Source organism: Mucilaginibacter sp. P2_A5 (assembly GCF_056404995.1).
The window spans coordinates 187,890-210,793 of the sequence record NZ_JBFUCY010000007.1; the positions used below are offsets into that span (position 1 = coordinate 187,890).

At 42.6% G+C, this 22,904-nt stretch carries 23 protein-coding genes; 14 read left to right on the forward strand and 9 right to left on the reverse strand.

From position 1 onward, the window contains the following. Positions 1-213: 213 nt before the first annotated feature. The 3 genes from AC1DXF_RS08330 to ubiE all read right to left on the reverse strand — a co-directional run bounded on the left by AC1DXF_RS08330 (position 214) and on the right by ubiE (position 2,229). Positions 214-570, reverse strand: a complete 357-nt coding sequence (locus tag AC1DXF_RS08330; protein ID WP_477447846.1) for an endonuclease domain-containing protein — start codon at positions 568-570, stop codon at positions 214-216. A 196-nt stretch (positions 571-766) separates the two neighbouring features. After that, positions 767-1,501: a type IX secretion/gliding motility protein PorT/SprT gene (porT, locus tag AC1DXF_RS08335; RefSeq protein WP_477447847.1), complete on the reverse strand. Its 735-nt coding sequence runs from the start codon at positions 1,499-1,501 to the stop codon at positions 767-769. Beyond that, positions 1,498-2,229 (reverse strand): bifunctional demethylmenaquinone methyltransferase/2-methoxy-6-polyprenyl-1,4-benzoquinol methylase UbiE, encoded by a 732-nt coding sequence (gene ubiE / locus AC1DXF_RS08340; RefSeq protein ID WP_477447848.1) that lies wholly within the window; start codon positions 2,227-2,229, stop codon positions 1,498-1,500. The genes porT and ubiE overlap by 4 nt, the downstream gene beginning before the upstream one ends. 207 nt (positions 2,230-2,436) lie before the next feature. Between ubiE and AC1DXF_RS08345 the strand changes: the two genes are divergently transcribed. Both AC1DXF_RS08345 and AC1DXF_RS08350 read left to right on the forward strand, forming a co-directional pair. After that, complete coding sequence (locus AC1DXF_RS08345; RefSeq protein WP_477447849.1) at positions 2,437-3,810, forward strand: Gfo/Idh/MocA family protein; 1,374 nt, start codon at positions 2,437-2,439, stop codon at positions 3,808-3,810. Positions 3,811-3,922: 112 nt separating this feature from the next. Further along, positions 3,923-4,660 (forward strand): 3-keto-disaccharide hydrolase, encoded by a 738-nt coding sequence (locus AC1DXF_RS08350; protein ID WP_477447850.1) that lies wholly within the window; start codon positions 3,923-3,925, stop codon positions 4,658-4,660. A gap of 147 nt (positions 4,661-4,807) precedes the next feature. Here AC1DXF_RS08350 and AC1DXF_RS08355 read toward each other — a convergent pair whose 3' ends face one another. Beyond that, a complete protein-coding gene (locus tag AC1DXF_RS08355; protein WP_477447851.1) occupies positions 4,808-5,296 on the reverse strand; it encodes a VOC family protein in 489 nt (162 codons plus the stop codon). Positions 5,297-5,441: 145 nt separating this feature from the next. Between AC1DXF_RS08355 and yihA the strand changes: the two genes are divergently transcribed. From yihA to AC1DXF_RS08375, 4 genes are all read left to right on the forward strand, one after another. Next, on the forward strand, positions 5,442-6,065 hold the full coding sequence (yihA, locus tag AC1DXF_RS08360; RefSeq protein WP_477447852.1) for a ribosome biogenesis GTP-binding protein YihA/YsxC: 624 nt from the start codon (positions 5,442-5,444) through the stop codon (positions 6,063-6,065). Positions 6,066-6,176: 111 nt separating this feature from the next. Next, positions 6,177-6,590 carry an endonuclease domain-containing protein gene (locus AC1DXF_RS08365; protein ID WP_477447853.1) on the forward strand — a complete coding sequence of 138 codons (414 nt, stop codon included), beginning with the start codon at positions 6,177-6,179 and terminating at the stop codon, positions 6,588-6,590. Positions 6,591-6,666: 76 nt separating this feature from the next. Further along, positions 6,667-7,521: a UbiA-like polyprenyltransferase gene (locus tag AC1DXF_RS08370; protein ID WP_477447854.1), complete on the forward strand. Its 855-nt coding sequence runs from the start codon at positions 6,667-6,669 to the stop codon at positions 7,519-7,521. Beyond that, positions 7,509-8,114 (forward strand): Crp/Fnr family transcriptional regulator, encoded by a 606-nt coding sequence (locus AC1DXF_RS08375; protein WP_477447855.1) that lies wholly within the window; start codon positions 7,509-7,511, stop codon positions 8,112-8,114. The genes AC1DXF_RS08370 and AC1DXF_RS08375 overlap by 13 nt, the downstream gene beginning before the upstream one ends. Before the next feature lie 87 nt (positions 8,115-8,201). Here AC1DXF_RS08375 and AC1DXF_RS08380 read toward each other — a convergent pair whose 3' ends face one another. Continuing rightward, positions 8,202-8,363 (reverse strand): hypothetical protein, encoded by a 162-nt coding sequence (locus AC1DXF_RS08380; protein WP_477447856.1) that lies wholly within the window; start codon positions 8,361-8,363, stop codon positions 8,202-8,204. 29 nt (positions 8,364-8,392) lie between these two features. Continuing rightward, the gene (locus AC1DXF_RS08385) at positions 8,393-8,839 is read right to left on the reverse strand and encodes a DUF6934 family protein (protein WP_477447857.1); all 447 of its coding nucleotides are present in this window, start codon (positions 8,837-8,839) and stop codon (positions 8,393-8,395) included. Between the two features lie 191 nt (positions 8,840-9,030). Between AC1DXF_RS08385 and AC1DXF_RS08390 the strand changes: the two genes are divergently transcribed. From AC1DXF_RS08390 to AC1DXF_RS08405, 4 genes are all read left to right on the forward strand, one after another. After that, a complete protein-coding gene (locus AC1DXF_RS08390) occupies positions 9,031-9,960 on the forward strand; it encodes an NAD-dependent epimerase/dehydratase family protein (protein ID WP_477447858.1) in 930 nt (309 codons plus the stop codon). A 170-nt stretch (positions 9,961-10,130) separates the two neighbouring features. Beyond that, complete coding sequence (locus tag AC1DXF_RS08395) at positions 10,131-11,834, forward strand: M3 family oligoendopeptidase (protein WP_477447859.1); 1,704 nt, start codon at positions 10,131-10,133, stop codon at positions 11,832-11,834. A 414-nt stretch (positions 11,835-12,248) separates the two neighbouring features. Then, positions 12,249-14,468, forward strand: a complete 2,220-nt coding sequence (locus AC1DXF_RS08400) for an alpha-galactosidase (RefSeq protein WP_477447860.1) — start codon at positions 12,249-12,251, stop codon at positions 14,466-14,468. 228 nt (positions 14,469-14,696) lie between these two features. After that, complete coding sequence (locus tag AC1DXF_RS08405; RefSeq protein WP_477447861.1) at positions 14,697-15,362, forward strand: hypothetical protein; 666 nt, start codon at positions 14,697-14,699, stop codon at positions 15,360-15,362. Here the strand turns inward: AC1DXF_RS08405 and AC1DXF_RS08410 are convergent, their stop codons facing one another. Continuing rightward, positions 15,363-16,028, reverse strand: coding sequence for a phosphatase PAP2 family protein (locus tag AC1DXF_RS08410; RefSeq protein ID WP_477447862.1), 666 nt, complete (start codon positions 16,026-16,028; stop codon positions 15,363-15,365). A gap of 80 nt (positions 16,029-16,108) precedes the next feature. Between AC1DXF_RS08410 and AC1DXF_RS08415 the strand changes: the two genes are divergently transcribed. From AC1DXF_RS08415 to AC1DXF_RS08425, 3 genes are all read left to right on the forward strand, one after another. Beyond that, the gene (locus AC1DXF_RS08415) at positions 16,109-18,043 is read left to right on the forward strand and encodes an amino acid permease (RefSeq protein WP_477447863.1); all 1,935 of its coding nucleotides are present in this window, start codon (positions 16,109-16,111) and stop codon (positions 18,041-18,043) included. An 11-nt stretch (positions 18,044-18,054) separates the two neighbouring features. Beyond that, positions 18,055-18,486, forward strand: a complete 432-nt coding sequence (locus tag AC1DXF_RS08420; RefSeq protein ID WP_477447864.1) for a DUF5655 domain-containing protein — start codon at positions 18,055-18,057, stop codon at positions 18,484-18,486. Between the two features lie 80 nt (positions 18,487-18,566). After that, positions 18,567-18,992, forward strand: coding sequence for an endonuclease domain-containing protein (locus tag AC1DXF_RS08425; protein WP_477447865.1), 426 nt, complete (start codon positions 18,567-18,569; stop codon positions 18,990-18,992). A gap of 59 nt (positions 18,993-19,051) precedes the next feature. Here the strand turns inward: AC1DXF_RS08425 and AC1DXF_RS08430 are convergent, their stop codons facing one another. Together AC1DXF_RS08430 and AC1DXF_RS08435 are read right to left on the reverse strand one after the other, a co-directional pair. Beyond that, entirely contained in the window at positions 19,052-19,678 is a 627-nt protein-coding gene (locus AC1DXF_RS08430; RefSeq protein WP_477447866.1) for a phosphatase PAP2 family protein, read from the reverse strand. A gap of 149 nt (positions 19,679-19,827) precedes the next feature. Further along, positions 19,828-21,777, reverse strand: a complete 1,950-nt coding sequence (locus tag AC1DXF_RS08435) for a KUP/HAK/KT family potassium transporter (protein WP_477447867.1) — start codon at positions 21,775-21,777, stop codon at positions 19,828-19,830. 461 nt (positions 21,778-22,238) lie between these two features. Between AC1DXF_RS08435 and AC1DXF_RS08440 the strand changes: the two genes are divergently transcribed. Further along, positions 22,239-22,703, forward strand: a complete 465-nt coding sequence (locus tag AC1DXF_RS08440; RefSeq protein WP_477447868.1) for a T9SS type A sorting domain-containing protein — start codon at positions 22,239-22,241, stop codon at positions 22,701-22,703. Positions 22,704-22,904 lie beyond the last annotated feature (201 nt).

The following is a 22,904-nucleotide window of genomic DNA, read 5'->3' on the forward strand; positions in this document are numbered from 1 at the left end:
ATTGTTGTGTGTGGGTAAGGATAGTTTTGGGAGGAAAGGCGGCGAAGACTCACCCGCCAGCGCTACGCGCGGCACCCTCTCTTCGGCTTCGCCGGAAAGAGGGGCTTGAAGAGTTATTAAGAAAAACCAATAGAAAATTTTTATTGATTTTTGATTAAGCTTAAGTCTTGACAAAGTCGTAATCGTAAAATATACGTTTCAACGGTAGTTAAGTTACAAATGTGCTCTGATTTTATTTAATACAGTCCCGGTATTGTTTAATATCTGATCGTTGTCAAACCTCAAAATCGTTAGGCCCAATGTGGATAAAACTTCATCGCGATTTTGATCGTAATCCTTCTTCAATAAATGTATGGGACCATCGGCCTCTATCACCAATTTAGCTTCATGGCAATAAAAATCCGCGATGTAATAAATTGTACCTTTTGTGTTAGATTGAACGGCAATAGGATATTGTCTTAGGATTTTCTTTATAAACATCCTCCTGTTTCTCAGTCGTTGCCAAAGTAATTTCTCCGCAGGCGTTTCCCTTTGTCGCAGCTCCCGGCAAAAATCTTTGATAGATGGCATGCATAAACGTAATAAATAGTCGAAAAATTCACAACGCTTTATTTGCAATAACTGAGTTTTGATTTTTTTAAAAGAGACGAGTGTAATCCTAACTTAAAATCAGCTATTCAAGCCCCTCTTTCCTGCGCAGCAGAAGAGAGGGTGCCGCGCGTAGCGCCGGCGGGTGAGTCTTCGCCGCCATACAATAGACGCTTCCCTACTCAAAAAACAAACTAAACATCACCGTATGTAACGACAACTTGCTGATAGGTGCCGAAAACGGATGATTCTCGGGCACCAGGATGTTTCCAAAGGAGTTGGACACTTTTATTTGTGGCGATAGTTTAAAAAACTCAAAATAGATATCGCAGCCCAGGCCGGCTTCGTAGGAGCTAAAGCCGCCAACGTTTTTTACCATCTTATCTAAGGGATCAAGATTGGTTTCGTCTTTTTTGGTGCCGATGGCCTTGGTATATTTTACTCCACCCAAAATATAAGCGCGAAAATCACCCAGCCTGTCCGACTTTATTTTAAAAGACAGGGGCACTTCTACCGAAGTTGTCTGGATCTGTTTTACCTGGTTTTGATCGGGATTTGCGTAAGTATAACTCAGGTTACGGTCGGCAAAAACCAACGATGGGGTTACCCGTACCTCAAAATGCTCGGTTAAGGTATAGCGGGCTAAAAAACCAATGGCAAAACCCGGTTGGCTTTTTGAGCCGATGCTGTTTACCGAGTCGGTAATGTATTTGTTAGTGCCTGCATCAAAAAAGGGTTTACGCCAGTCGGGCTTTTTTACTATTCGCAGGTCGCTGCTTACATAACTAAAGCTAAAACCAAAGCTCAGGTCTTGCTGATCGGCCCCTCCGCCCCATGCCGGAACATATTGTGCCAGCGAAATTTTGCTGCAAAATAAGAAGCATAAAAGTAAGAGGTACCGGTTTTTGATCATTTAACGCCTGTGTATATCGAACAAATTCCAAACGCCAACGGCCTGTGTTTGGTATTTTTAAAACCTACTTTATCCATCAAAGCAACAAAATTTTTTCCATCAGGAAAGGCAGCAACAGATTCGGGCAGGTAGCTGTAAGCACGCGCATCTTTACTGAACAACTTGCCAATGCCTGGTGTTATATAATTAAAGTAAAAATTGTACAACTGTTTTACAGGGAATGCCTTTGGTTTTGAAAACTCCAATACTACTGCTTTGCCACCCGGTTTTAGTACCCGTTGAATATCGGCCAGGCCAGCCTCCAGGTTTTCAAAATTACGAACACCGTAAGCTACCGTAACCGCGTCGAATTCATTATCGGTAAAAGGTAGTTTCTCCGAGTCGCCCAGTTTTACGCCAAATTTATCGCCCAGGCCGCGTTTAGCAATTTTTTGCTCCGCAATGTCAAGCATCCCGCGTGAAATATCCACACCAATAATTTTTTCGGGCTTCAGTATCTTCAAAGCTTCAAAGGCAAAATCGCCGGTGCCCGTAGCCACATCGAGGATTAGTATGGGCTGATCTTTTTTGAGCTCGTTGATAGCCTTTTTGCGCCAGATGATATCGATGCCCAGTGACATGAAATGGTTCAGAAAATCGTAGGTTTTTGATATATTATTGAACATATCTGCTACCTGTTCTTTCTTGGTAGCCTGCTCATTATTGTACGGAGTTATGGTTTTGCTCATTTTTATAATGTGCGCAAAGATAGCGATTGTATGTTGATTGGTTTTATTTGGTTGGATTAAGTTGACGGGCTTATGTAAATGTTAAGTCAATTCGCTAATTTTAAAAACCAATTTACGTGCTAACCCCGGCATGTGTTGTTTGCCCGGTTGCGTTTTTACAAGCCTGTTTAAATAAAAATTATACACAAAGTTGAATGTCCCTTATCTATGAAAGAAAAACAAGAATCCTCGCGCCGCAATTTCATTAAAAAATTAACCACTACCACCGCCGCGGTGGCCGTTGGCAATGGCCTGTTTGCCTCGCAAAGTGCAGTTAAACCATTCGCCATATTAAAAAGGCAATTGGGTTATGAGTATAACGATCAAATTAACATTGCCCTGATAGGCGCCGGCGGTATGGGCAACAGCGATACCGACACGGCGCTAAAAGTTCCGGGTGTAAAATTGGTTGCCGTTTGCGATTTGTACGATGGCCGCCTTAAAGATGCCAAAGCCAAGTACGGAGCCGATATTTTTACCACCCGTGTTTATAAAGAGATCCTGAACCGCAAGGATATTGATGCCGTAATTATTGCCACGCCCGATCATTGGCACCAGCAAATATCTGTTGATGCTATGCACGCCGGTAAACATGTGTATTGCGAAAAACCCATGGTGCATGCCATTACCGAGGGCCCTGCAGTGATAAAAGCACAAAAGGAAACCGGTAAAATTTTCCAGGTAGGCAGCCAGGGCGTATCATCATTGGGCAATGAAAAAGCGCATGAGCTATTAAAAAGCGGCGCCATTGGTGAGCTTAACTATGCCGAGGGCTTTTGGGCCCGGCGCGAACCGCTTGAAGTTTGGCAATACCCCATCCCGGCTGATGCATCGCCGCAAACGTTGGATTGGGAAACCTACATCAGCAATACTAAAAAACGCCCGTTTGACGAGAAAAGGTTTTTCCGCTGGAGGAACTATACCGATTACGGCACCGGTATGGCCGGCGATTTATTTGTGCACCTGTTTTCGAGCCTGCACTTTATAACCGACTCGATGGGGCCAAATAAAATTTATGCATCGGGCGGGCTGCGTTTCTGGAACGATGGCCGCGAAGTACCCGATGTATTGTTAGGTACTTTTGATTATGGCAAAACCCAGGCGCACCCCGCGTTCAACCTTTCGTTACGTTGTAACTTTGTAGATGGTACCAGCGGCACTACCTACCTTAAGCTGGTCGGCAGTGAAGGATCCATGGACATCACCTGGGATAAAGTAACCCTTAAACGCAACAAAACCTTTGCATCCGACGATCCTTTTTACCTGGATAAATTGAAAAAAGCAGGCGTTGGCTATGCCGAGCGTAAAAAGATGTTACCCCCTGAAGAAATAACTTATGATGCCGACAAGGGCTATATGGGTGGCCCTTATGACCATATGGTGAACTTTTTTACTGCTATTCGCAACAACGGTAAGGTAACCGAGGATGCCGTATTTGGCTATCGCGCCGCCGCCCCTGCCCTGTTATGCAACGATAGTTATTATAACAACAGCCCGATGTTTTGGGACCCGGAGAAAATGCAGGTGGCAAAAAAGAGTTAAGAATCAAGAGTCAAGAATCAAGATAAAAAAAATGTTTCCTCAAGGTCCTCCTTTTGGAGGCCTTGAGGAAACCGGATTACAGTCGATAAGTATTTACCTATTTAAAACACTTATGAAACAACAATTAAAAAAACTGGGGTTTGTAATGGCTGCAGCTGCTTTGGTTTGTGTGCAAACATCGGCAGTCAATATAAAAGTGCCGCCGCACATGAAAAAGGCGACCGCGAAAAAAAGCCCTTGGGTAAATTTGTTTGATGGCAAAAGCCTGAAGGGCTGGCATAGCTTTAACAAAAAAGGCGAGGTTAAAAACTGGACCATTGTTGATGGCGCACTGGTTTGCCTTGGCGCGGCCGAAGGTGATACCGGCGGCGATATTGTAACCGATAAAGCTTACACCAACTTTGAGTTGGAATGGGAATGGAAAGTTGATAAAGGCAGCAACAGCGGTGTGCTTTATCACGTAATTGAAGACCCAAAATACCATGCCACCTACAATACCGGCCCCGAATACCAATTAATAGACGATGAAGGCTGGCCCGACAAACTGGAAGAATGGCAAAAAACCGGTGCCGACTATGCCATGCACCTGCCCAACACCCTTAAAAAGCTACAACCGGTAGGCAAATGGAACACCAGTAAAATAATATTTAACAACGGCCATGTAGAGCACTGGCTAAACGGATCGAAAATAGTAGTTTTTGAAGCCTGGACCGACGACTGGAACAAGAAAAAAACCGAAGGCAAATGGAAGGATTACCCCGACTACGGCACCGCCAAAACCGGATTAATAGCCTTACAGGACCATGGGCATAAAGCTTATTTTAGAAATGTAAGAATTAAGGAACTATAAACAAAACGATTTAGCACCTTGCAGGTTTTTTTTCTGAACTCGGATTAAGCAGATTTTTCGGATTATTTAGATTTTGACAAAAACCTTTGATTAAAGATTTAAAAATCCGCGTAATCTGAAAAATCTGCTTAATCCCGGTTCAGATAATTACTTAGCCAAAGCCAAAAGCCCTTCAATATCCAGCCGCCTGGTAAACATGGTCAGGTCGCCATTTTCATCCAGCGGCCATTGTTCTTTGGGTCGATCCCAGTAAAGCTCAACGCCATTCTGGTCGGGATCATTCAGGTAGATGGCTTCAGATACGCCATGATCTGATGCACCGGTGATAGGGTATTTGGCATCAATCAGCCGCTGCAAAATTGCAGCAAGATCCTTACGCTCGGGATAAAGTATAGCAGTATGGTACAAGCCCGGCGCGTATTCCGGTGCCGGCGAAGCGTCTTTACTGTGCCAAGTGTTTAAGCCAATATGGTGGTGGTAGCCACCGGCAGATATAAAAGCCGCCTGATCGCCATACATCGCCATTTTATCGAAACCAAGCAGGCCGCAATAAAAATCAAGAGATTTTTGCAGGTTACTTACCTTTAAGTGTACGTGACCTATGCGTGTTTGGGCGGGGATTTTATAATCGTTCATTATATTGAATGTTTAAACATCAAATTTAAGTATTATTGCGCTTACATTTGTTTACCCATTGTAAAACAACACAAAGCAAAGCAAGCATATACCTGCATAGGTTAGCGGGCATGTGCTTGCAGTTAAAAATAATTACCTTTGCAGCATGATTGTTAAAACGGCCGAATTTATTTGCAGCAATACCCAAATTTCGAAGCTACCGCCGCCCATTAAGGCCGAGTATGCTTTTATAGGGCGCTCAAACGTAGGCAAATCTTCGCTAATCAATATGCTCACGCAAAAAAAGGGATTAGCTAAAACATCGCAAACACCGGGTAAAACCCAGCTTATAAATCATTTTTTTATTAACGACAGCTGGTATATTGTTGATTTACCCGGCTACGGATACGCCCGGGCATCCAAAACAAACAAAGCCAACTGGAATAAATTTATCCATAACTACCTTGATAAGCGCGAAAGTCTGCAATGCGTGATGGTATTGATTGACAGCCGCCTGGAGCCACAAAAAATAGATATCGAATTTTGTAACTGGCTGGGCGAAAAAGGCTTGTCGTTTGTATTGGTTTTTACCAAGGCCGACAAACAATCGAGCGTTAAAACCGACCAGAACATTGCCAAATTTAAAAAAGCCCTGCTCGAAACTTTTGAAGAGGCGCCACAATATTTCATCACCTCGGCCGAACTACAATTAGGCCGGGACGAAATTTTGGGCTTTATAGATAATATTAATAAGAGTTTTGTGGTGCCACATTATGAACCAAGAGATTAAAAAAAACTATTTTTTTGATCCCCTCTCGAGAGGGGGCGCGAAAGAAAGTGCGGCTGCAGGGGTGTGTTCTACGCCATAAAAGCAAAGCGATAGACAATTAAAAGCGAAGTTATGCCACGCAAAATAATACCATACAACCCAAATCTGAAAGACTTAGCCCGCAAGCTAAGAAACGACAGCACATTGGGCGAGGTGTTACTTTGGAATGAAATAAAAGGAAAAAGCATCGGTTTTGATTTTCATAGGCAGAAACCCTTGTTAAATTATATCGTTGATTTTTATTGCAACGAGTTAAATTTGGTGATTGAGGTTGACGGGCATTACCACAATCACGAGGAAAAAGCTGAAACCGATAATTATAGAGATCAAGAACTTGCTAAATATGATTTAACAGTAATTCGTTTTACAGAACAGGAAGTAAGAAAAGATATTGCTAATGTTTTAAGGACAATTGAAAGCTATATTGCAGAACACACCCCTCCCCCCTCTCAAGAGGGGAATCGCACGGGGCCAACGCTTTTTTGATTTACATTCATTGTAAACGCCGTGTACATCTAAAATAAACATTGAAAATAATCCCATAAAAAGGGAAACATACAACATGAAAAAATACCTTTCATTAGTAACATTTACCCATACCATCTTCGCCATGCCGTTTGCGTTTATCGGCTTCTTTTTGGCGGTAACTACTACTCAGCACACTTTCGATTGGCGTAAGCTGGTGCTTATGGTGCTGTGCATGATTTTTGCCCGTAACTCGGCTATGGCTTTTAACCGCTATTTGGATAGGGATATCGATGCCCAAAACCCGCGCACCAAACAACGGGATATCCCGGCCGGCCGTATCAGCGCGCCTGCGGCATTAACTTTTACATTAATTAATTGCGGACTGTTTATCGCGGCTACGTTTTTTATAAATCCTTTATGCTTTTACTTGTCGCCAATTGCCCTATTTGTGGTGATGGGCTATAGTGCAACCAAACGCTTTACCGCACTTTGTCATTTAGTGTTGGGGTTAGGCTTGTCCCTTGCCCCTATTGGCGCTTACCTTGTTGTAACGGGCCAATTTGCGTTAACACCCATATTCTTCTCACTATCGGTTTTATGCTGGGTAAGTGGCTTTGATATTATTTATGCCCTGCAGGATGAAGATTTTGACCGCAGCCAAAACCTCCATTCTATCCCTGCCTATCTGGGTAAAGTAAATGCATTACGGCTGTCAACGTTTTTGCATGTGTTATCGGCTTTATTTATTATGATGCCGGTATTTTTTACCCATGTAGGTATTTTATACTATGTCGGGATAGCGTTTTTCTGCGCTATGTTAATTTACCAGCACCTGCTGGTAAAACCAACAGACTTGAGCCGGGTAAACTTTGCCTTTATGACCACCAACGGCATTGCCAGTGTTGTGTTTGCGGTGTTATTCCTGTTAGACAGAATATGGACGCGCTAACAGCCCTCAACAAATTCAGGGAGCATGTCCATTTATATGTGGTGCTTACTGATGACGAATGGAATATTCTTTCGGCATACCTGGAGGTAATCACCCTAAAAAAGAAAAAAAACTTTGCCGAGCCCGGAAAAGTATGCAATCACATCGGTTTGGTTGTAAAGGGTGCGGTAAGGTACTTTCATGTTAAAGATGGCGAAGAAATAACCGGTTATTTTAGTTTCGAGGATGAGATGCTCAGCTCCTACAAAAGTTTCCTTACCCACCAGCCAGGTTTGTTTTATATCCAGGCTTTAGAAGATTCGCAGATTGTAACCTTAAGCCATAGCGCGCTTCAGGAAGTTTGCGCTAATCCGCTGATGAGTTTTAAAATGGAGCGCTTTGGCCGGCTAATGGCAGAACATTACCTTATTTGTTATGAAGACCGTGTAGCCTCCTTTGTCACCCAAACACCCGAAGAGCGCTACCACAAACTGCTTGAAACCGGCGGAGAAGTAATGCAGCGCATCCCGCAACACTACATCGCCAATTACCTGGGCATAACCCCGGTTTCGCTTTCCCGGATCAGGCGAAGGATCATGAAGATAAGCGCGTAGAGAAAGCCTCATTTGAATGATGTGTCCACTTAAAAAGCAAAGGCGCACAAATAAAAAAGCCGGATGGCTCCGGCATTCGTTATGAACTTATTTCTTTATACTTTCAGGGAAAGTGATCTTGCTTAATGCTTTCTTAGCCTTCTCCAATTTCTCTACAAAGAAAGGATCATTAGCATGATCTTTAACGTCGTTACTTATCACAGGCTTACCAAACCCTTTTTCATAAACCGCTTTTTTTACTGTAGACATAACAACTCTTGTTTATTCTATCAAATTTACTACTTAATTTTCCTTTTTACAAGGAACGCTTCATAATTGACATTTAACTCGAAGCGATAAAGTTCGTCATCTTTAAGGCCATATACATCAAAATCTGTGGTAATCTCAGCAAAAATCCGGGATATACTCATTTGATATAATCTTGTCCGTGAAGGAGTACTACCTTCCACATAAATATAGTGGTTACCAAAATGATCGCAAAATGAGTTAACCGTGTTTGCTACGGTTGCTAAAACGATATCAGTATCCTTGTTATCTGTAATTATAACGTCGCTAACGTTGCCAGTTAAAGGGTCTTCATCACCAAAAGCCAAATTGAAAATAATTGGATCATCCTGTGCCTTCATAAACTTGACAACCTTTTTGATCCTGCCTTTCGGCCCTTCGCTAAAAAACTCGTAATCCTGGTAATCACTGGTGAAAAAGGTATACCAGTCTAAATTCATTACAATATTAATGTTCGTAAACTTAATTATAAAACGGGCAATAATTCAAGATTTGACGTAGGTTAATCTCTGGAGCCTGTTCCAAATAATCATAAAATCTACTCAATCTGTTTAACTGTTTTTCTTATCTTTTGTTAACGTTTTGATAACCATAGCCACCATACCTTTGGGTAAACAAAAACGAAAAGATTATGCACACTATATTAGGAGCCGGCGGTACTGTAGCAAATGTACTCACCCGCGAATTGATTAACGCCAACCAAACCGTTCGTTTGGTTAGCCGCAAGCCAGTAAACATAACGGGCAAAAATGTAACCTGGCAAAAAGCTGACCTGTTAAAATATGACGAGGTATTGGCAGCTACCCAGGGTTCAACAGTTATTTATATGGCAGCAGGTATTGTTTATGATGCCGCCATCTGGCAGCCGCAATGGCCTGTTATTATGCAAAATGTAATCGATGTTACCAAAGCCACCGGGACACGATTAATATTTTTTGATAACGTATACATGTATGGCCTGGTTGATGGGCCCATGACAGAGGATACCCCCTACAATCCCATCAGCAAAAAAGGACAGGTACGTGCAGGCATTGCCGGTATGCTGATGGATGAAGTTAAGGCTGGTACTATCCGCGCTTCCATTGCACGCGCCCCCGATTTTTATGGTACCGATTCATTAAACAGCTTTGTGGATATGATGGTGATAACCAAATACGCCGCTAAGCAAACCGCCCAGTGGATTGGCGATCCAAGCAAAAAACACAACTTTATTTACATCCCTGATGCCGGTAAAGCGATGTTCCTGCTTGGCCAAAACACCGATAGCGATAACCAGGTATGGCACCTGCCCACCCCGCCGGCCATAACCGGCAAAGAGTTTATGGCTATTGCCGCCCGGGTATACGGCGTAAAACCTAAATTCTTTATTTTACGCAAGTACATGCTGTGGCTGATAGGCTTGTTCCAAAAAGTGGTTATGGGCACTGTCGAGATGTACTACCAGTACGATCATGACTATATTTTTGACAGCAGCAAATTTGAAAAGGCTTTTAATTTTAAACCAACAAGCTACGAAAACGGGTTAAAAGAATTGTCTGAAACATTGTATAAGGCGAAGTAGAGAAAGTCCGAAAGTCGGAAAAGTCCGAAAGTAGCTTCTGGCTCTTTTGGACTCCCGGTGTTTCGGACATTCCAACTCCTCGACTTCCGGACTTTCCGACTCCCGGACTTTCCTGACTTTCCAACTAAATCCGCATATTTGCATATACGCATATCTGTACATCTAAAATTATGATTCACAAAAAAACAAGAAAATATATCCCGGCTACGCTTGACATTAAATGGGAAACGCTTGAACCGTTTTACAAAGAACTATTGGACCGCTCCATCAACTCGGTTCAGGAACTGGAAAAATGGCTGCATGACAGGAGCGAATTGGAAGCCGCTTTAGAAGAAGATTCCGCCTGGCGCTATATCCGCATGACCTGCGATACCACCAGCGAAGAATTACTGCAAAGCTTCCAATATTTTGCTACCGAAATTTCGCCCAAAATTGCGCCTTATGATAACGGGTTGAACAAAAAGCTGGTTGCAAGTCCTTATATCGATCAGTTGGATAGCGAAAAATATTTCGTGTTTTTACGAGCCATCAAAAAAAGCTTAGAGCTTTTCCGCGAAGAAAACATCCCGGTACAAACCGAGATCCAGGTGGAGCAGCAAAAATACCAATCGATAACGGGCGCTATGTCGGTTCATATTGATGATAAGGAATATACCCTGGAGCAGGCATCGGTATTTTTAAAAGGCACGGATCGCACCAAACGCCAGGAGGTTTGGGAAAAGATAACCAATCGCCGTTTGCAGGAAAAAGATACGTTGGATACACTTTTTGACCACCTGCGCAAGCTACGCCATAAAGTAGCGTTGAATACAGGTTTCGAAAATTTCAGGGATTATATGTTCCAGGCATTAGGCCGTTTTGATTACACGCCGCAGGATTGCTATGCATTCCATGAGGCTATCGAAAAAGAGATTGTTCCTATCCTGCGCGAACAGGCCGAAAAACGTAAGGCGGCACTTGGTTTGTCGACATTAAAACCATGGGATATGGATGTGGATGTATCGGGCAAACCTGCGTTAAAACCCTTTCAGAATGGGAATGACCTGATAGAAAAATCAATCCAGTGTTTTAGTAACATCAACCGTTACCTTGGCGAGCGTTTAGAGATCATGAAAGATAATAACCTGTTTGATGTGGAAAGCCGTAAAGGCAAAGCACCGGGCGGTTATAACTACCCGCTATCAGAAACCGGCGCGCCTTTCATTTTCATGAATTCGGCCAATACCTTCCGCGATTTAACCACCATGGTACATGAGGGCGGCCACGCGGTACATACCTTCCTTACTGCCGACCTCGAGTTAAACGATTTTAAACATTGCCCGTCTGAAGTAGCCGAGTTGGCTTCGATGTCGATGGAACTGATCTCGATGGATAACTGGAATGTGTTTTTTGATAACGAGGAAGACCTGAAACGCGCCAAACGCGATCAATTGTTCGATGTATTAAAAACGCTGCCCTGGGTGGCCGTGGTAGATCAGTTTCAGCACTGGATTTATACTAACCCCAACCATACCGATGCCGACCGCCGCACCGCCTGGATGGAAATTTATGAGCCATTTGGCGCAGGCTTTGTAGATTGGACCGAACATCCCGAAGCCGAAGCAAACCTGTGGCAAAAGCAGTTGCACATTTTTGAAGTGCCGTTTTACTATATAGAATACGGCATGGCCCAATTGGGTGCTATTGCCGTATGGAAAAACTATAAGGAGAACCCGGAGAAAGGCTTACAGCAATACATGGATGCCCTGAAACTTGGCTACACCAAAACCATCAAAGAAATTTACGAAACCGCCGGAATTAAGTTTGATTTCAGCGCCGAATATGTGAAGGAATTGGCAGAGTTTGTAAAGGGCGAGATGGATAAGATTGGATAAAAGAGTCTTATAAAAACTGCTATATATCCATTAGGTAAAACCTGAAAAAAACCGTTATGAAGCGTAACGGATATAGTTAAACGAATGTCCTAAACTACCGTCATTGCGAGGCACGAAGCAATTCTCGACATGTTAAGTTTCACATAGTCCGGGATTGCTTCATGCCTCGCAATGACGGGTATTTTATACTGATAGCCAATAACTTATAAATGCGTCATTATAAGGAGGAACGACGCAGCAATCACGGTTTTTGCAAGCCGGAGTTGCACAGCTCGCGATTGCCACGCTATCGCTCGTGACATGGTTATTGTGTGCGCCTAAAGTGCAACAGCATCTAAATACCTGTTTATATGCCGGCAGCTTGCTTAATGCATTAAACATATCCTATTTTTATGCCAATCAATTACTAACCACTTGAAATCAGCTAAATCACTGTTAGTCCGTTTAACCGCCATATGCCTTTTTATCGGCGCTTGCCAAAATATAGCCCCGTTGTATGCCCAATCGCTCCCGGTTTGGAATGACACAGCCGGGCCGGATGAACCCGGCGATTGGTTGGTTAAGCCCTCACTTGAAAAAGCTGCCATATACCAAAGTGTCGATGGCAAAAATATCATACTATACAACGGATTACTAAAACGAAGCTTCCGCATCGCGGCCAATGTTGCCTGTTACGATTTTATTAACCTCCAAAACCAGCAACAGTTGTTACGGTCGGTAAAACCCGAAGCACGCATCCAGGTAAATGGCAAAAGCTATAACGTTGGCGGCTTGTATGGTCAAAAGGAAAACGGCTACCTGGTTGCCGGTCAACTGGACGAGCTTAAAGCCAATGATAACGATTTCAAATTCAGCCACTACCAGGTAAGCTCAATAAAAACTATCATCAACTGGAAAAGTGACGGCTGGTGGGCCACCAATAAAAAACAGGCTACCGGCAAAACAATCACTTTTGTTTACCAATCGGCACTTAATGATTTAAAAGGTATTGTTGTAAACGTACATTACAGCATTTATGACGGCCTGCCGCTTATCAGTAAATGGGTTAGCGTTCAAAACCAGTCAACAGGCAGCATAACAGTTGGCCAGGTGGCCAATGAGATTTTGGGGATGGTAGAAGAAGAAACCGCCGTAGTTGGCAGCACAACCCAAATGCAGTCTCCACGAGGCATCTACTTCGAAAGCAATTACGCATTTAACAACGCCATGCGCTATATTCTTAGCGACCAAACCACCCACTGGAAAGCCGACCCCGCCTATACATCGCAGGTTAACTATGATTACCAAACACCTTGCCTGCTGGAGGTGTATCCCGAAAGGGTAATGGGCGTACAATTAAGGCCCGGCGAAGATTTTACATCGATACAAACCTATGAATTGCTGATGGACAGTTATGACCGCGAGCGACGCGGCCTGGCCATACGCAAAATGTACCGTACCATAGCGCCCTGGGTTACCGCCAATCCAATTTTCATGCACCTGGTAAGCAAAAACGACAATGAGGTACGCGCCGCTATTGATCAATGCGCCGCTACCGGGTACGAAGCTTTGATTATGAGTTTTGGCAGTCAGATAAACCAGGAAGATACCACGGTACAAAATTTAAACCGATGGAAAGTGCTGGCTGATTATGCGCATGGTAAAAATGTTAAAATTGGCGGCTATTCGTTATTCAGCTCCCGGCGCATCAGCGATTCGGATGATGTTATCGATCCTAAAACCAGCAAACCGGGTGGAGCACTTTTTGGCAACGCACCTTGCTATGGCAGCAAATGGGGATTGGACTATCGCGATAAAATTAAAAAGTTTTATGCCGCAACCGGCTTTGATATATGGGAAAACGATGGCCCATACCCCGGCGATGTTTGCGCCTCAACCACTCATCCGGGCCACAAAGGTTTAGAAGATAGCCAGTGGCAACAAATGGCTATTCAAAAAGAACTGTACCACTGGCTAAACAACCGGGGTGTTTACATTAACGCGCCCGATTGGTATTTTTTGGATGGCACCAGCAAAATTGCCATCGGCTACCGCGAAGTAAATTTTTCGCTTTCGCGCGGGCAGCAGGTGATACTGAACAGGCAAAACATATTCGATGGGCTTTGGAACGAAATTCCATCAATGGTATGGGGTTTTGTACCGCTTACCAAATACCAGGGCGGCGGGCCTGAGGCTGTACTTGAACCACTAAAAGATCATTTAAAGGATTATAAAGCCTTAATGATGCAATATTATGGCGCCGGTGTACAGGCTTGCTACCGCGGCCCGCGTTTGTACGATAGCCCGGAAACAAAGCAAACCGTAGCCGGGGTTATTAATTGGTATAAAAAGTACCGCGACATTCTTAACTCAGATATCATCCATTTAAGGCGTGCCGATGGGCGCGATTGGGACGGCATTATGCATGTTAACCCGCAGCTGCCCGTTAAAGGGCTTGTTATGCTGTATAATCCGCTAAAACAAAAAATAACGCGGACTATAAAAGTGCCGCTTTATTATGCCGGGCTTACTCATGCGGCAACATTTTTGGAGCAGGGAAAATCGAAAATAAATGTAAAACTTAACCGCGATTATAGCGCAAAATTAACTTTTACAATAGATGCAGAATGCTATACCTGGTTTTTGGTGGAGTAACTGTGCTATTAGCACAAAGCGGCGGTAAAATCAATAATATGTCTGGCCATGTGCAATTAAAGATACAGTACATTAACAGGCAATTATCATTAGCGCTTTATTGAATAGTTAATCAACCAGTTATCAACCTGTTAAAAAACAAGTAATTACCATTCTTTTATAATCGGCAAAAAACGCTCTTGCAATTCTTTTTTAAAACCGTTTGCTCTTTTTATAGTTAAACAATCTATGAAAAAGACAATTTTAAGTTTAAGCTTCATCCTGTTTGCGACTTTAGGCTTTAGTCAGGTACTTAAGCCCGTGAAGATTGATAGTTTGGTTACGGTCTCTTTACCTGCAAACTTTACCAAGAAAGATACGTTGGGCCAGCAAGTTTACCAAGGTACGGCCTCCCTTGGGTTTATAAGTGTAATACGCGCTCAAAACGCGGCAAACAATAAGCCGCTGGATAAAGAAAGAGACCTGAAAAAGGTGTTTAATACGTTTATCGATGGCATCCGGAAACAATCGCGTAATGGCAGCATCATGAACCCGCGCGATACAACCATTGGCAACCTTGAAGCACGGGTATTTACCTTAAGGGTTGATAACAGCGGATCGACCGGCGAAGCGGCCCAGTTAAGAAAGTTTATTTTGATATATACGCAGGATGTTACTTATACATTTGAATATTATTACCCCGAAGCCCGCACCGATTTGGCCAAAGCAGAATTAAACGAGTTTTCAAATTCGATTAAGGTAGCCCCCGATCTGAAACGCAACGACCAGTATATTTCAAATGCAAAAGGCTTATCAACCCCGGTTAAAATTGGGTTATATGGCGGGCTGCCACTTATTATCATTATTGTGCTGGTAACCATCCGTCGTAAAAAAAGGCTGGCTGCCGAGGGGTAATTATTTAAAAACAGTTTTTATTACCCCGGTACGCCATTTTTCTGAATGGATAAACTGTTTGTTTTCCAGCCAGGTAAGCCAAAAAACCGTAACTATTACACCAATAACCGAACCGCCTATAACATCTTCAAAAAAATGTTCGGTAAGATACATTCTTGAATAGCCAATTAAAATGGCCATTAGCAAGGCTGGGATACCCCAGCCTTTTTTTGTAGCTATATAGGTAAGCACTACGGCTGCCGAGAACGCGGTAGTAGTATGCCCGGACGGAAAACTGTTATAAGCTAATATTTCTATCCCTTTTACGGTATGTACGGGTGCCCACTGATCCTTAAAATATAAACTGGGCCTCGGAGCATCGGCAAAACGCTTAACTACCTGGGCTACCAGGCCCGTGACTGCATAGGCGGATAACAACAGCAAAGATTTCCGGTAGCTAAACAAAGCCAGGATAAATGAAAGTATGATGATAGTATAACCCTCGCCCAAATCGGTCATGTAAGGTTCTATATCATCGCCCCAGGGACTGTTCCATCCGTTTACCGCGAAAAAGATCTGCTCGCGGGTATATAGCAGTTTGATAACCAAACAGGCGCACAAAACAATAAGGTAAAGTAAAAAAAGTGGCCTTATCCTGTATAAAACGTCTCGTACCCCTATCTTCATGATGCAAAGTAAGCATATACTTATCTAATGCAAAAAAATGATTATGTTTGGGAATAGGTTGCACTTATTATTTAAATTAAATGTCGAAAAGCATATTTCGTAAAAAATCAGTCTCGAAAATATTACATGATGTTGAATGCGGTTTCAGCGATAGCGAACATCCCGGCACAGTAAACTCCCAACTAAAAAAAGAATTAAACGTAAAAGATTTAACCCTGATGGGAATAGCCGCCGTAGTTGGGGCAGGCATTTTCAGCACCATCGGCGAAGCCTCGTTTCACGGCGGACCGGCCGTTTCCCTGTTATTTATTGTTACGGCCGTTACCTGCGGATTTTCGGCATTATGCTATGCCGAATTTGCATCGCGCATTCCGGTAGCGGGCAGCGCCTATACTTACGCTTATGCTTCTTTTGGCGAACTGATAGCCTGGATAATTGGCTGGGACTTATTGATGGAATATGCCATTGGTAACATTGCCGTAGCTATATCCTGGAGTGAATATTTTGTAAACCTGCTTGAAGGTTTCAATATTCATTTACCCAAATACCTTACTATGGATTATGTTTCGGCCCTAAGAGGACACGAAGCAGTTACCAAACATGGGGCTGTGCTGGCAGATATTGCCGATAAGTTAAAGGCCGGTGCCATTGCCTGGGATAACGCACCCGGTATAGGTAATTTTAAGCTGGTAGCCAATTTACCGGCCCTGGGTATTGTTTTTATTATTACCTACCTGGTTTATATTGGTATCCGCGAAACAAAAAAGGCAACCAATGCCATGGTTATCCTAAAGATACTGATTGTTATTGCCGTTATTGTAGTGGGCTTTTTTTACGTTACTCCGGCCAACTGGCACCCATTTATGCCGAATGGCTTTGGCGGGGTTATGAAAGGTGTTTCGGGCGTATTTTTTGCTTATATCGGTTTTGATGCCATTTCGACCACGGCCGAAGAATGCGAAAAACCGCAGCGTGACCTACCCCGGGGCATGATATATTCCCTTATTATTTGTACCGTTTTATACATCCTGATAGCGCTTGTACTTACCGGCATGGTAAGTTATAAAGACTTACAGGTAGGCGATCCGCTGGCTTTTGTATTTGCCAAAGTTGGCCTGCATAAGGTAAGCTACGTAATATCCATAAGCGCGGTAATTGCAACAGCAAGCGTACTATTAATATTCCAGCTAGGCCAGCCCCGTATCTGGATGAGCATGAGCCGCGATGGTTTATTACCAAAAGCCTTTTCCCGTATTCACCCTAAATATCATACACCTGCCTTTGCTACTGTAATTACAGGTTTTGTGGTGGCGATACCTGCGTTATTTATGAACCTTACCGAGGTTACCGATTTAACAAGTATAGGTACCCTATTTGCCTTTGTGCTGGTTTGCGGTGGCGTTTTGTTACTGCCACGCGAAGAGGCGGTTAAAGGGAAATTTCATTTGCCATATGTTAATGGTAAATACATAATACCGCTGATAACCATAATTATCCTGGGTACAATAGTTTACTTTAAACCCGCCCCCCAGGTTGAAATGATGCAGTTTAAAAAACTGAGAGAAAAACCAGTCATTATTGACGCCCTTAACGCAGGCGAAATAAAGGCCATATATGCGTCTGTAGTTAAACTCAACACCGGCACCCCCACCTTGGCCGACACTGCTTCGCAAAAAAAATATTTTAAAGATCTGGAAGAAGATAAATTTAACAGCGCCTTACGGATAACACCAATCAGTGAGCTAAAAAAATACCACCTTGGTTTTGATGGCTTCCTGTACAATTTTCCTAATTACCTGTTCTTTATCCTCATTATTATAATTGCCATATATAGCTTCCTCAAAAACTTTTCGCTGATACCTGTTTTAGGGCTCATGAGCTGCTTTTACCTCATGACCGAGCTTGGCTATACCAACTGGCTCCGGTTCCTGATATGGCTGGTAATAGGCCTGGTTATTTACTTTACCTACAGCTACAAAAACAGTGTATTAGGCAGGGAGGTTAAAACTGCCTAATCAATAACGTTATGTGGATATGCCCCATTTGTAGCCGCGAATTTGGAAATACCAACCAGGTACACTCCTGTCGCGAACGTAATCTGGGCGATTTTTTGAATGGTAAATCCGCCCACACAGTTGAGTTGCTTGATCACCTGGTTGAGGAGCTTTTAGCCATGGCACCCATAAAGGTTTATCCTACCAAAAGCATGATCGCGTTTGGCCTGCGTACCAATTTTGCCTACGTTACCCAATTAGGCAAAAACTTTATTGATGTAGTTTTTCCGTTTGATGAGATTTATGCCGATAATCTCTGCTTCAGCAAAATTAAAACAGTGCCCGGTACTAACCAGCACAATCACTATTTCAGGATGTATTTGAAGGAGGATATTAATGATGAAGTGAGGGGATATATGAGAAAAAGCCTCACCCAAACCCTCTCCAAAGGAGAGGGCTTTTGATTTGCAGGGTTAATTCCGGCGCAACCTCTTCAAAACAGAGGTTCTGATTTACTTGACTAATAAACGGTTCGACTAATTTGATGAGTAAAAACGACGTAAAAATTACTGGCATTAAACCCAAGTGGCAAGGATTCGAAACCGCCGATATTATTTTATGGGAGGTGCTCAAACAGTATTCAAAAACAAGCAGGCAACATCCTACTGAAGCAGAGAACATGATGTGGCAACTTTTAAGGAATAACAAAACAGGCTATAAAATAAGACGACAACATGCCATTGATGGTTATAGTGCTGATTTTGTTTGTTTAGGAAAAGGATTTGTCATAGAAGTAGACGGCGGATATCACCTTTTAACCAAAGAGCAAGATGATTTAAGAACGTTAGTTTTGAATGAATCAGGTTTTGACGTCCTCCGATTTACCAACGACCAGGTATTAAAGTATCCTCAAAGTGTACTTCTGGAAATAAAAGAAGTATTAGACAAGCAACCCAACAGAAAAATTTAACCCTCTCTCCTTGACGAAGATTTAGACCAATATAAATTTGTTGAAAATATATTCTGCGTTTAGTAAGAACCCTCTCCTTTGGAGAGGGCAGGGTGAGGCTTCTTCCCCACAATCCATTTCTGCAACTTCCACGTAATAAAAGCCGAACCTGCTCCAACAATAGCCCCGCCCAAAACATCGCTTGGGTAATGCACGCCCAGGTACATGCGCGAGTAGCCAACCGCGCCGGCATATAAAAACGAAGGTGCAATAACATACCACTTAGGAATGGCCAAACTTAATGAGGTGGCTGTTGAAAACGCAAAAGACGTATGTCCTGATGGGAATGCCGCGTCTGTTGGGAACTCCTTTGCATATATCACATCGGGATGGGAAACAAATGGCCTTTGCCGGTCAAATATGTTTTTAATTGCATACGTTGCGGTCCCGGCGACAATAAAGGAGGCCGCTGTTTGCAGGCCGCTTATTTTAAGGTTATCATCATGGTTGATGTAGCCTGCAACCACTAAGCTTACCGGCGCGGCTACGTTCACGATAATAGCTTTATGGCTTATAAATTTCCACTTACTATCAGCTCCGGCCGGCGGCCCGTTAATACTTTTAAGCAGGTTAAGATCGGCGCCCTGGGCAAATAAGCCGGTTACAAAAAGCAGGGCTAATAAGGTTAATTGTATTTTTTTATTCACAAATGTTAAATCGGGAGCGTAAATATGCAAAAACAATCTGTAGTAATTTTGGATTATTTGCCTGTTCCCGCGTTCTTCAATGCCTTGGTAATAAAAAGACCTCCGGTAACCGGAGGTCTTTTTATTACCATATTCCTAATGGTCTTTTTTTAATTTACTCTATGGATTTCTATAGCATCAGGTATCGTTAGCATCAAGGGCACTTTCTCAACCGTAACAAAGCTCAAATCAAGGCCGAAGCCACGTTCTTCCGAAAGACTTAAATGCTTCAGATAAACATAAAAATCCATAATAAAGCGCTCATAAAACGACAGACTGTGCGAGCGGGAGAAAATCTTCTCGATCACGACAAACCTAAAATCGCCAACAATTTTGTGCTTATTCAACGATGTATAATGACTGGTTATGTCAACTTCGCCTTTTTTCACTAGGTCTTCAACCACTTTACGGAACAGCAGGTTAATTTGCTGCTCAACCCTAAAGCCGAGTTTAAAATCGATACGGATTAGTTTATTAGGGATCAAAAAGTCAACTTCGTACTCGCGTTTGTAAGGTTCGTCCACCACATCAACGTGAACCAGCCAGTATACATCTGCCCGTTTAGGCTGTTTTTGTAAAATTGAGTAAACAATTTTCGATTCAATTTCGGAGTTAAAGTTGGCGCTTGTTAAATACACCAGCTGCGATGCATATTTAGGCACGCTTTCATCGGCGCTCAATTCATTAATAATGTTGTAATAATCATCAATTCCAACAAATTTAACATAACGGTTCCTGATCTTACGGGCAGTATGCCATGTCCACATCACTGTAAACAATACAAAGCCTATCGAAAGCGTAAACCACCCGCCATGCAAAAACTTAACCAGGTTACCTGTCAGGAAAGTGCCTTCTATAACCAGGTAAACAGCCAAAAAGGTATTGATAATGTAGTTGGGTACCTTTTTACGTTTCAGGAACTTAGATACCAGTATGGTAGTCATTAACATGGCCACCGTAATACTTAAACCGTACGCCGCTTCCATTTTATCAGAGTGGCGGAATATCAATACCACTCCTAAGCAGCCGGCCCAAAGCAGCCAGTTAACGCTGGGCACATATAGCTGGCCTTTTTGTTCAGACGGATAATTTATTTTCACTTTGGGCCAAAGGTTAAGCCTTACGGCCTCTGCAATCAGCGTGAACGATCCCGATATCAGCGCCTGGCTGGCAATGATAGCAGCTACGGTAGCAATACCGATACCGAATATTAAAAACCACTCGGGCATTATTTTGTAAAAAGGGTTATTGACGTTCAGGTTTATTACCGAGCCGTTTCTTTCCAATAACCAAACTGCCTGTCCAAGATAGTTCAGTATCAAACAGGCTTTAACGTAAATCCAGCTGATGCGGATATTCGATTTACCACAATGCCCCAGGTCGGAGTATAAGGCCTCGGCACCCGTAGTACACAAAAACACGGCACCTAATATAATAAAGGCATTGTGACTACCCGCAGAGCTTAATAACTCGTAAGCATAATACGGATTTAATGCCCTGATGATACCAGGCGAGTGAACGATGTAAGAAATACCCAGCACCCCCATCATGGTAAACCAGATAAACATAATTGGCCCAAATGCCTTACCAACCAGCGATGTACCAAACTGCTGTATAATAAACAGCCCGGTAATAATGGCTATAACAATTTTTACAGTTGGCAAATTTGGATAATAAGTTTGTAAACCCTCAATAGCCGATGAAATGGTAATGGGTGGGGTAATAATACCATCAGCAAGCAACGCACAGCCGCCTATCACTGCGGGCACTATCAGCCACTTTGCTTTACGGCGTACTAATGAGAACAGTGAAAAAATACCACCTTCGCCCTTGTTATCTGCACGTAACGTTATTACCACGTACTTAAGGGTGGTTTGCAGCGTTAGCGTCCAAAAAATAAGGGAAACCCCTCCCAGTATTAATGTTTCTGAAATGTGGTTGGTACCAACAATGGCCTTGAATACGTATAATGGCGAGGTACCAATATCACCGTAAATTATTCCTAAACTGATGAGCAGGCCAGCCGCCGACAGTTTTTGCAGATCTTTATGATTTGACACTATGTGTTAGTTTGAGACGGCAAAAATATTAATTTTTTACATTTCAAAGTCAAATTATTAAGAGTTCATGAAGAATTAGGAACTTTTTTATAAATAACGTAAAATTTACAGGCAATTAGGTAATATTAATGAAGTAATTGAAAGCCAATGACATGTATTGATATAAAAAATAAAAAAGTAAGTAAACAAGCCGTTTTTTATTTAGCTTTAATAAATGTAAAAAAAACAATAATTCAATCAAACATAAATAGGCATTAAACGTATAACCAATTAATCAGTCTATACATAAAAACAGCCCTCATTGTTAAATTTTGTTAAAAACATTAACAAAAACGTCAATTTCTTAGGCCGTGAGGGCATTATTTATACTTTTGTACGGAAACTTAATAATGAGGCGAAAAATTACTTACCCTTTTACTTACACCTATGCGTGGTCCATATTAATTGCTATGGCAATTTTTATGAATTTTGCATTTGCCAAAGGGGTTGCGTCTCCAAAAAAAGGCGATCCTAATAAACTCAAAAGCGATACCGTATACCACGTAACCAAAACTAAAGGCGGTAAACCCTCCTATCTAAAAAACGGGCTTCACCTGGCGCTGCCGCCGTTAAAGCCTGCAGTAACATCAACTGTAAAAGTAAATGTATCCCGCCCTGACGATAAATTGTTAAATGATGTGCAGCTATACCCCAACCCGGTAACCGACCAACTCAACCTTAAGTATACCATCAGCCGCAATACTAATGTTACGGTTAAAATAATGGATGTTTTGGGCAACGATATCACCACCGTATTTAACCAGCGTGTTGAAGGCGGCGACCATAACATTAACTATCCCATTAACAACAAGCTCACCCGCGGCTTTTATTTTGTACGTGTAGTAGCCGGTACCGAATCGGTTATCAAACGTATTTCGGTATTGTAGTTCATTAGTTCATTAGTTCATTAGTTCATTAGTTCATTAGTGGTAATTTGCCTTGATGATATTTGTTTTAGCTATTTAACATAATCCCACCACTCACCACTCACCACTCACCACTCACCACTCACCACTCACCACTCACCACTCACCACTCACCACTCACCACTCACCACTCACCACTCACCACTCACCACTCACCACTCA

Bases quoted from the DNA above. Each gene is read 5' to 3' on its own strand.
- AC1DXF_RS08395 (WP_477447859.1), top strand. From the start codon at position 10,131: ATGATTCACAAAAAAACAAGAAAATATATCCCGGCTACGCTTGACATT.
- AC1DXF_RS08440 (WP_477447868.1), top strand. From the start codon at position 22,239: ATGAATTTTGCATTTGCCAAAGGGGTTGCGTCTCCAAAAAAAGGCGAT.
- porT (WP_477447847.1), bottom strand. From the start codon at position 1,501: ATGATCAAAAACCGGTACCTCTTACTTTTATGCTTCTTATTTTGCAGC.
- AC1DXF_RS08410 (WP_477447862.1), bottom strand. From the start codon at position 16,028: ATGAAGATAGGGGTACGAGACGTTTTATACAGGATAAGGCCACTTTTT.
- AC1DXF_RS08350 (WP_477447850.1), top strand. From the start codon at position 3,923: ATGAAACAACAATTAAAAAAACTGGGGTTTGTAATGGCTGCAGCTGCT.
- AC1DXF_RS08390 (WP_477447858.1), top strand. From the start codon at position 9,031: ATGCACACTATATTAGGAGCCGGCGGTACTGTAGCAAATGTACTCACC.
- AC1DXF_RS08365 (WP_477447853.1), top strand. From the start codon at position 6,177: ATGCCACGCAAAATAATACCATACAACCCAAATCTGAAAGACTTAGCC.
- yihA (WP_477447852.1), top strand. From the start codon at position 5,442: ATGATTGTTAAAACGGCCGAATTTATTTGCAGCAATACCCAAATTTCG.
- AC1DXF_RS08330 (WP_477447846.1), bottom strand. From the start codon at position 570: ATGCCATCTATCAAAGATTTTTGCCGGGAGCTGCGACAAAGGGAAACG.
- ubiE (WP_477447848.1), bottom strand. From the start codon at position 2,229: ATGAGCAAAACCATAACTCCGTACAATAATGAGCAGGCTACCAAGAAA.
- AC1DXF_RS08375 (WP_477447855.1), top strand. From the start codon at position 7,509: ATGGACGCGCTAACAGCCCTCAACAAATTCAGGGAGCATGTCCATTTA.
- AC1DXF_RS08355 (WP_477447851.1), bottom strand. From the start codon at position 5,296: ATGAACGATTATAAAATCCCCGCCCAAACACGCATAGGTCACGTACAC.
- AC1DXF_RS08405 (WP_477447861.1), top strand. From the start codon at position 14,697: ATGAAAAAGACAATTTTAAGTTTAAGCTTCATCCTGTTTGCGACTTTA.
- AC1DXF_RS08425 (WP_477447865.1), top strand. From the start codon at position 18,567: ATGAGTAAAAACGACGTAAAAATTACTGGCATTAAACCCAAGTGGCAA.
- AC1DXF_RS08370 (WP_477447854.1), top strand. From the start codon at position 6,667: ATGAAAAAATACCTTTCATTAGTAACATTTACCCATACCATCTTCGCC.
- AC1DXF_RS08415 (WP_477447863.1), top strand. From the start codon at position 16,109: ATGTCGAAAAGCATATTTCGTAAAAAATCAGTCTCGAAAATATTACAT.
- AC1DXF_RS08385 (WP_477447857.1), bottom strand. From the start codon at position 8,839: ATGAATTTAGACTGGTATACCTTTTTCACCAGTGATTACCAGGATTAC.
- AC1DXF_RS08420 (WP_477447864.1), top strand. From the start codon at position 18,055: ATGTGGATATGCCCCATTTGTAGCCGCGAATTTGGAAATACCAACCAG.
- AC1DXF_RS08380 (WP_477447856.1), bottom strand. From the start codon at position 8,363: ATGTCTACAGTAAAAAAAGCGGTTTATGAAAAAGGGTTTGGTAAGCCT.
- AC1DXF_RS08345 (WP_477447849.1), top strand. From the start codon at position 2,437: ATGAAAGAAAAACAAGAATCCTCGCGCCGCAATTTCATTAAAAAATTA.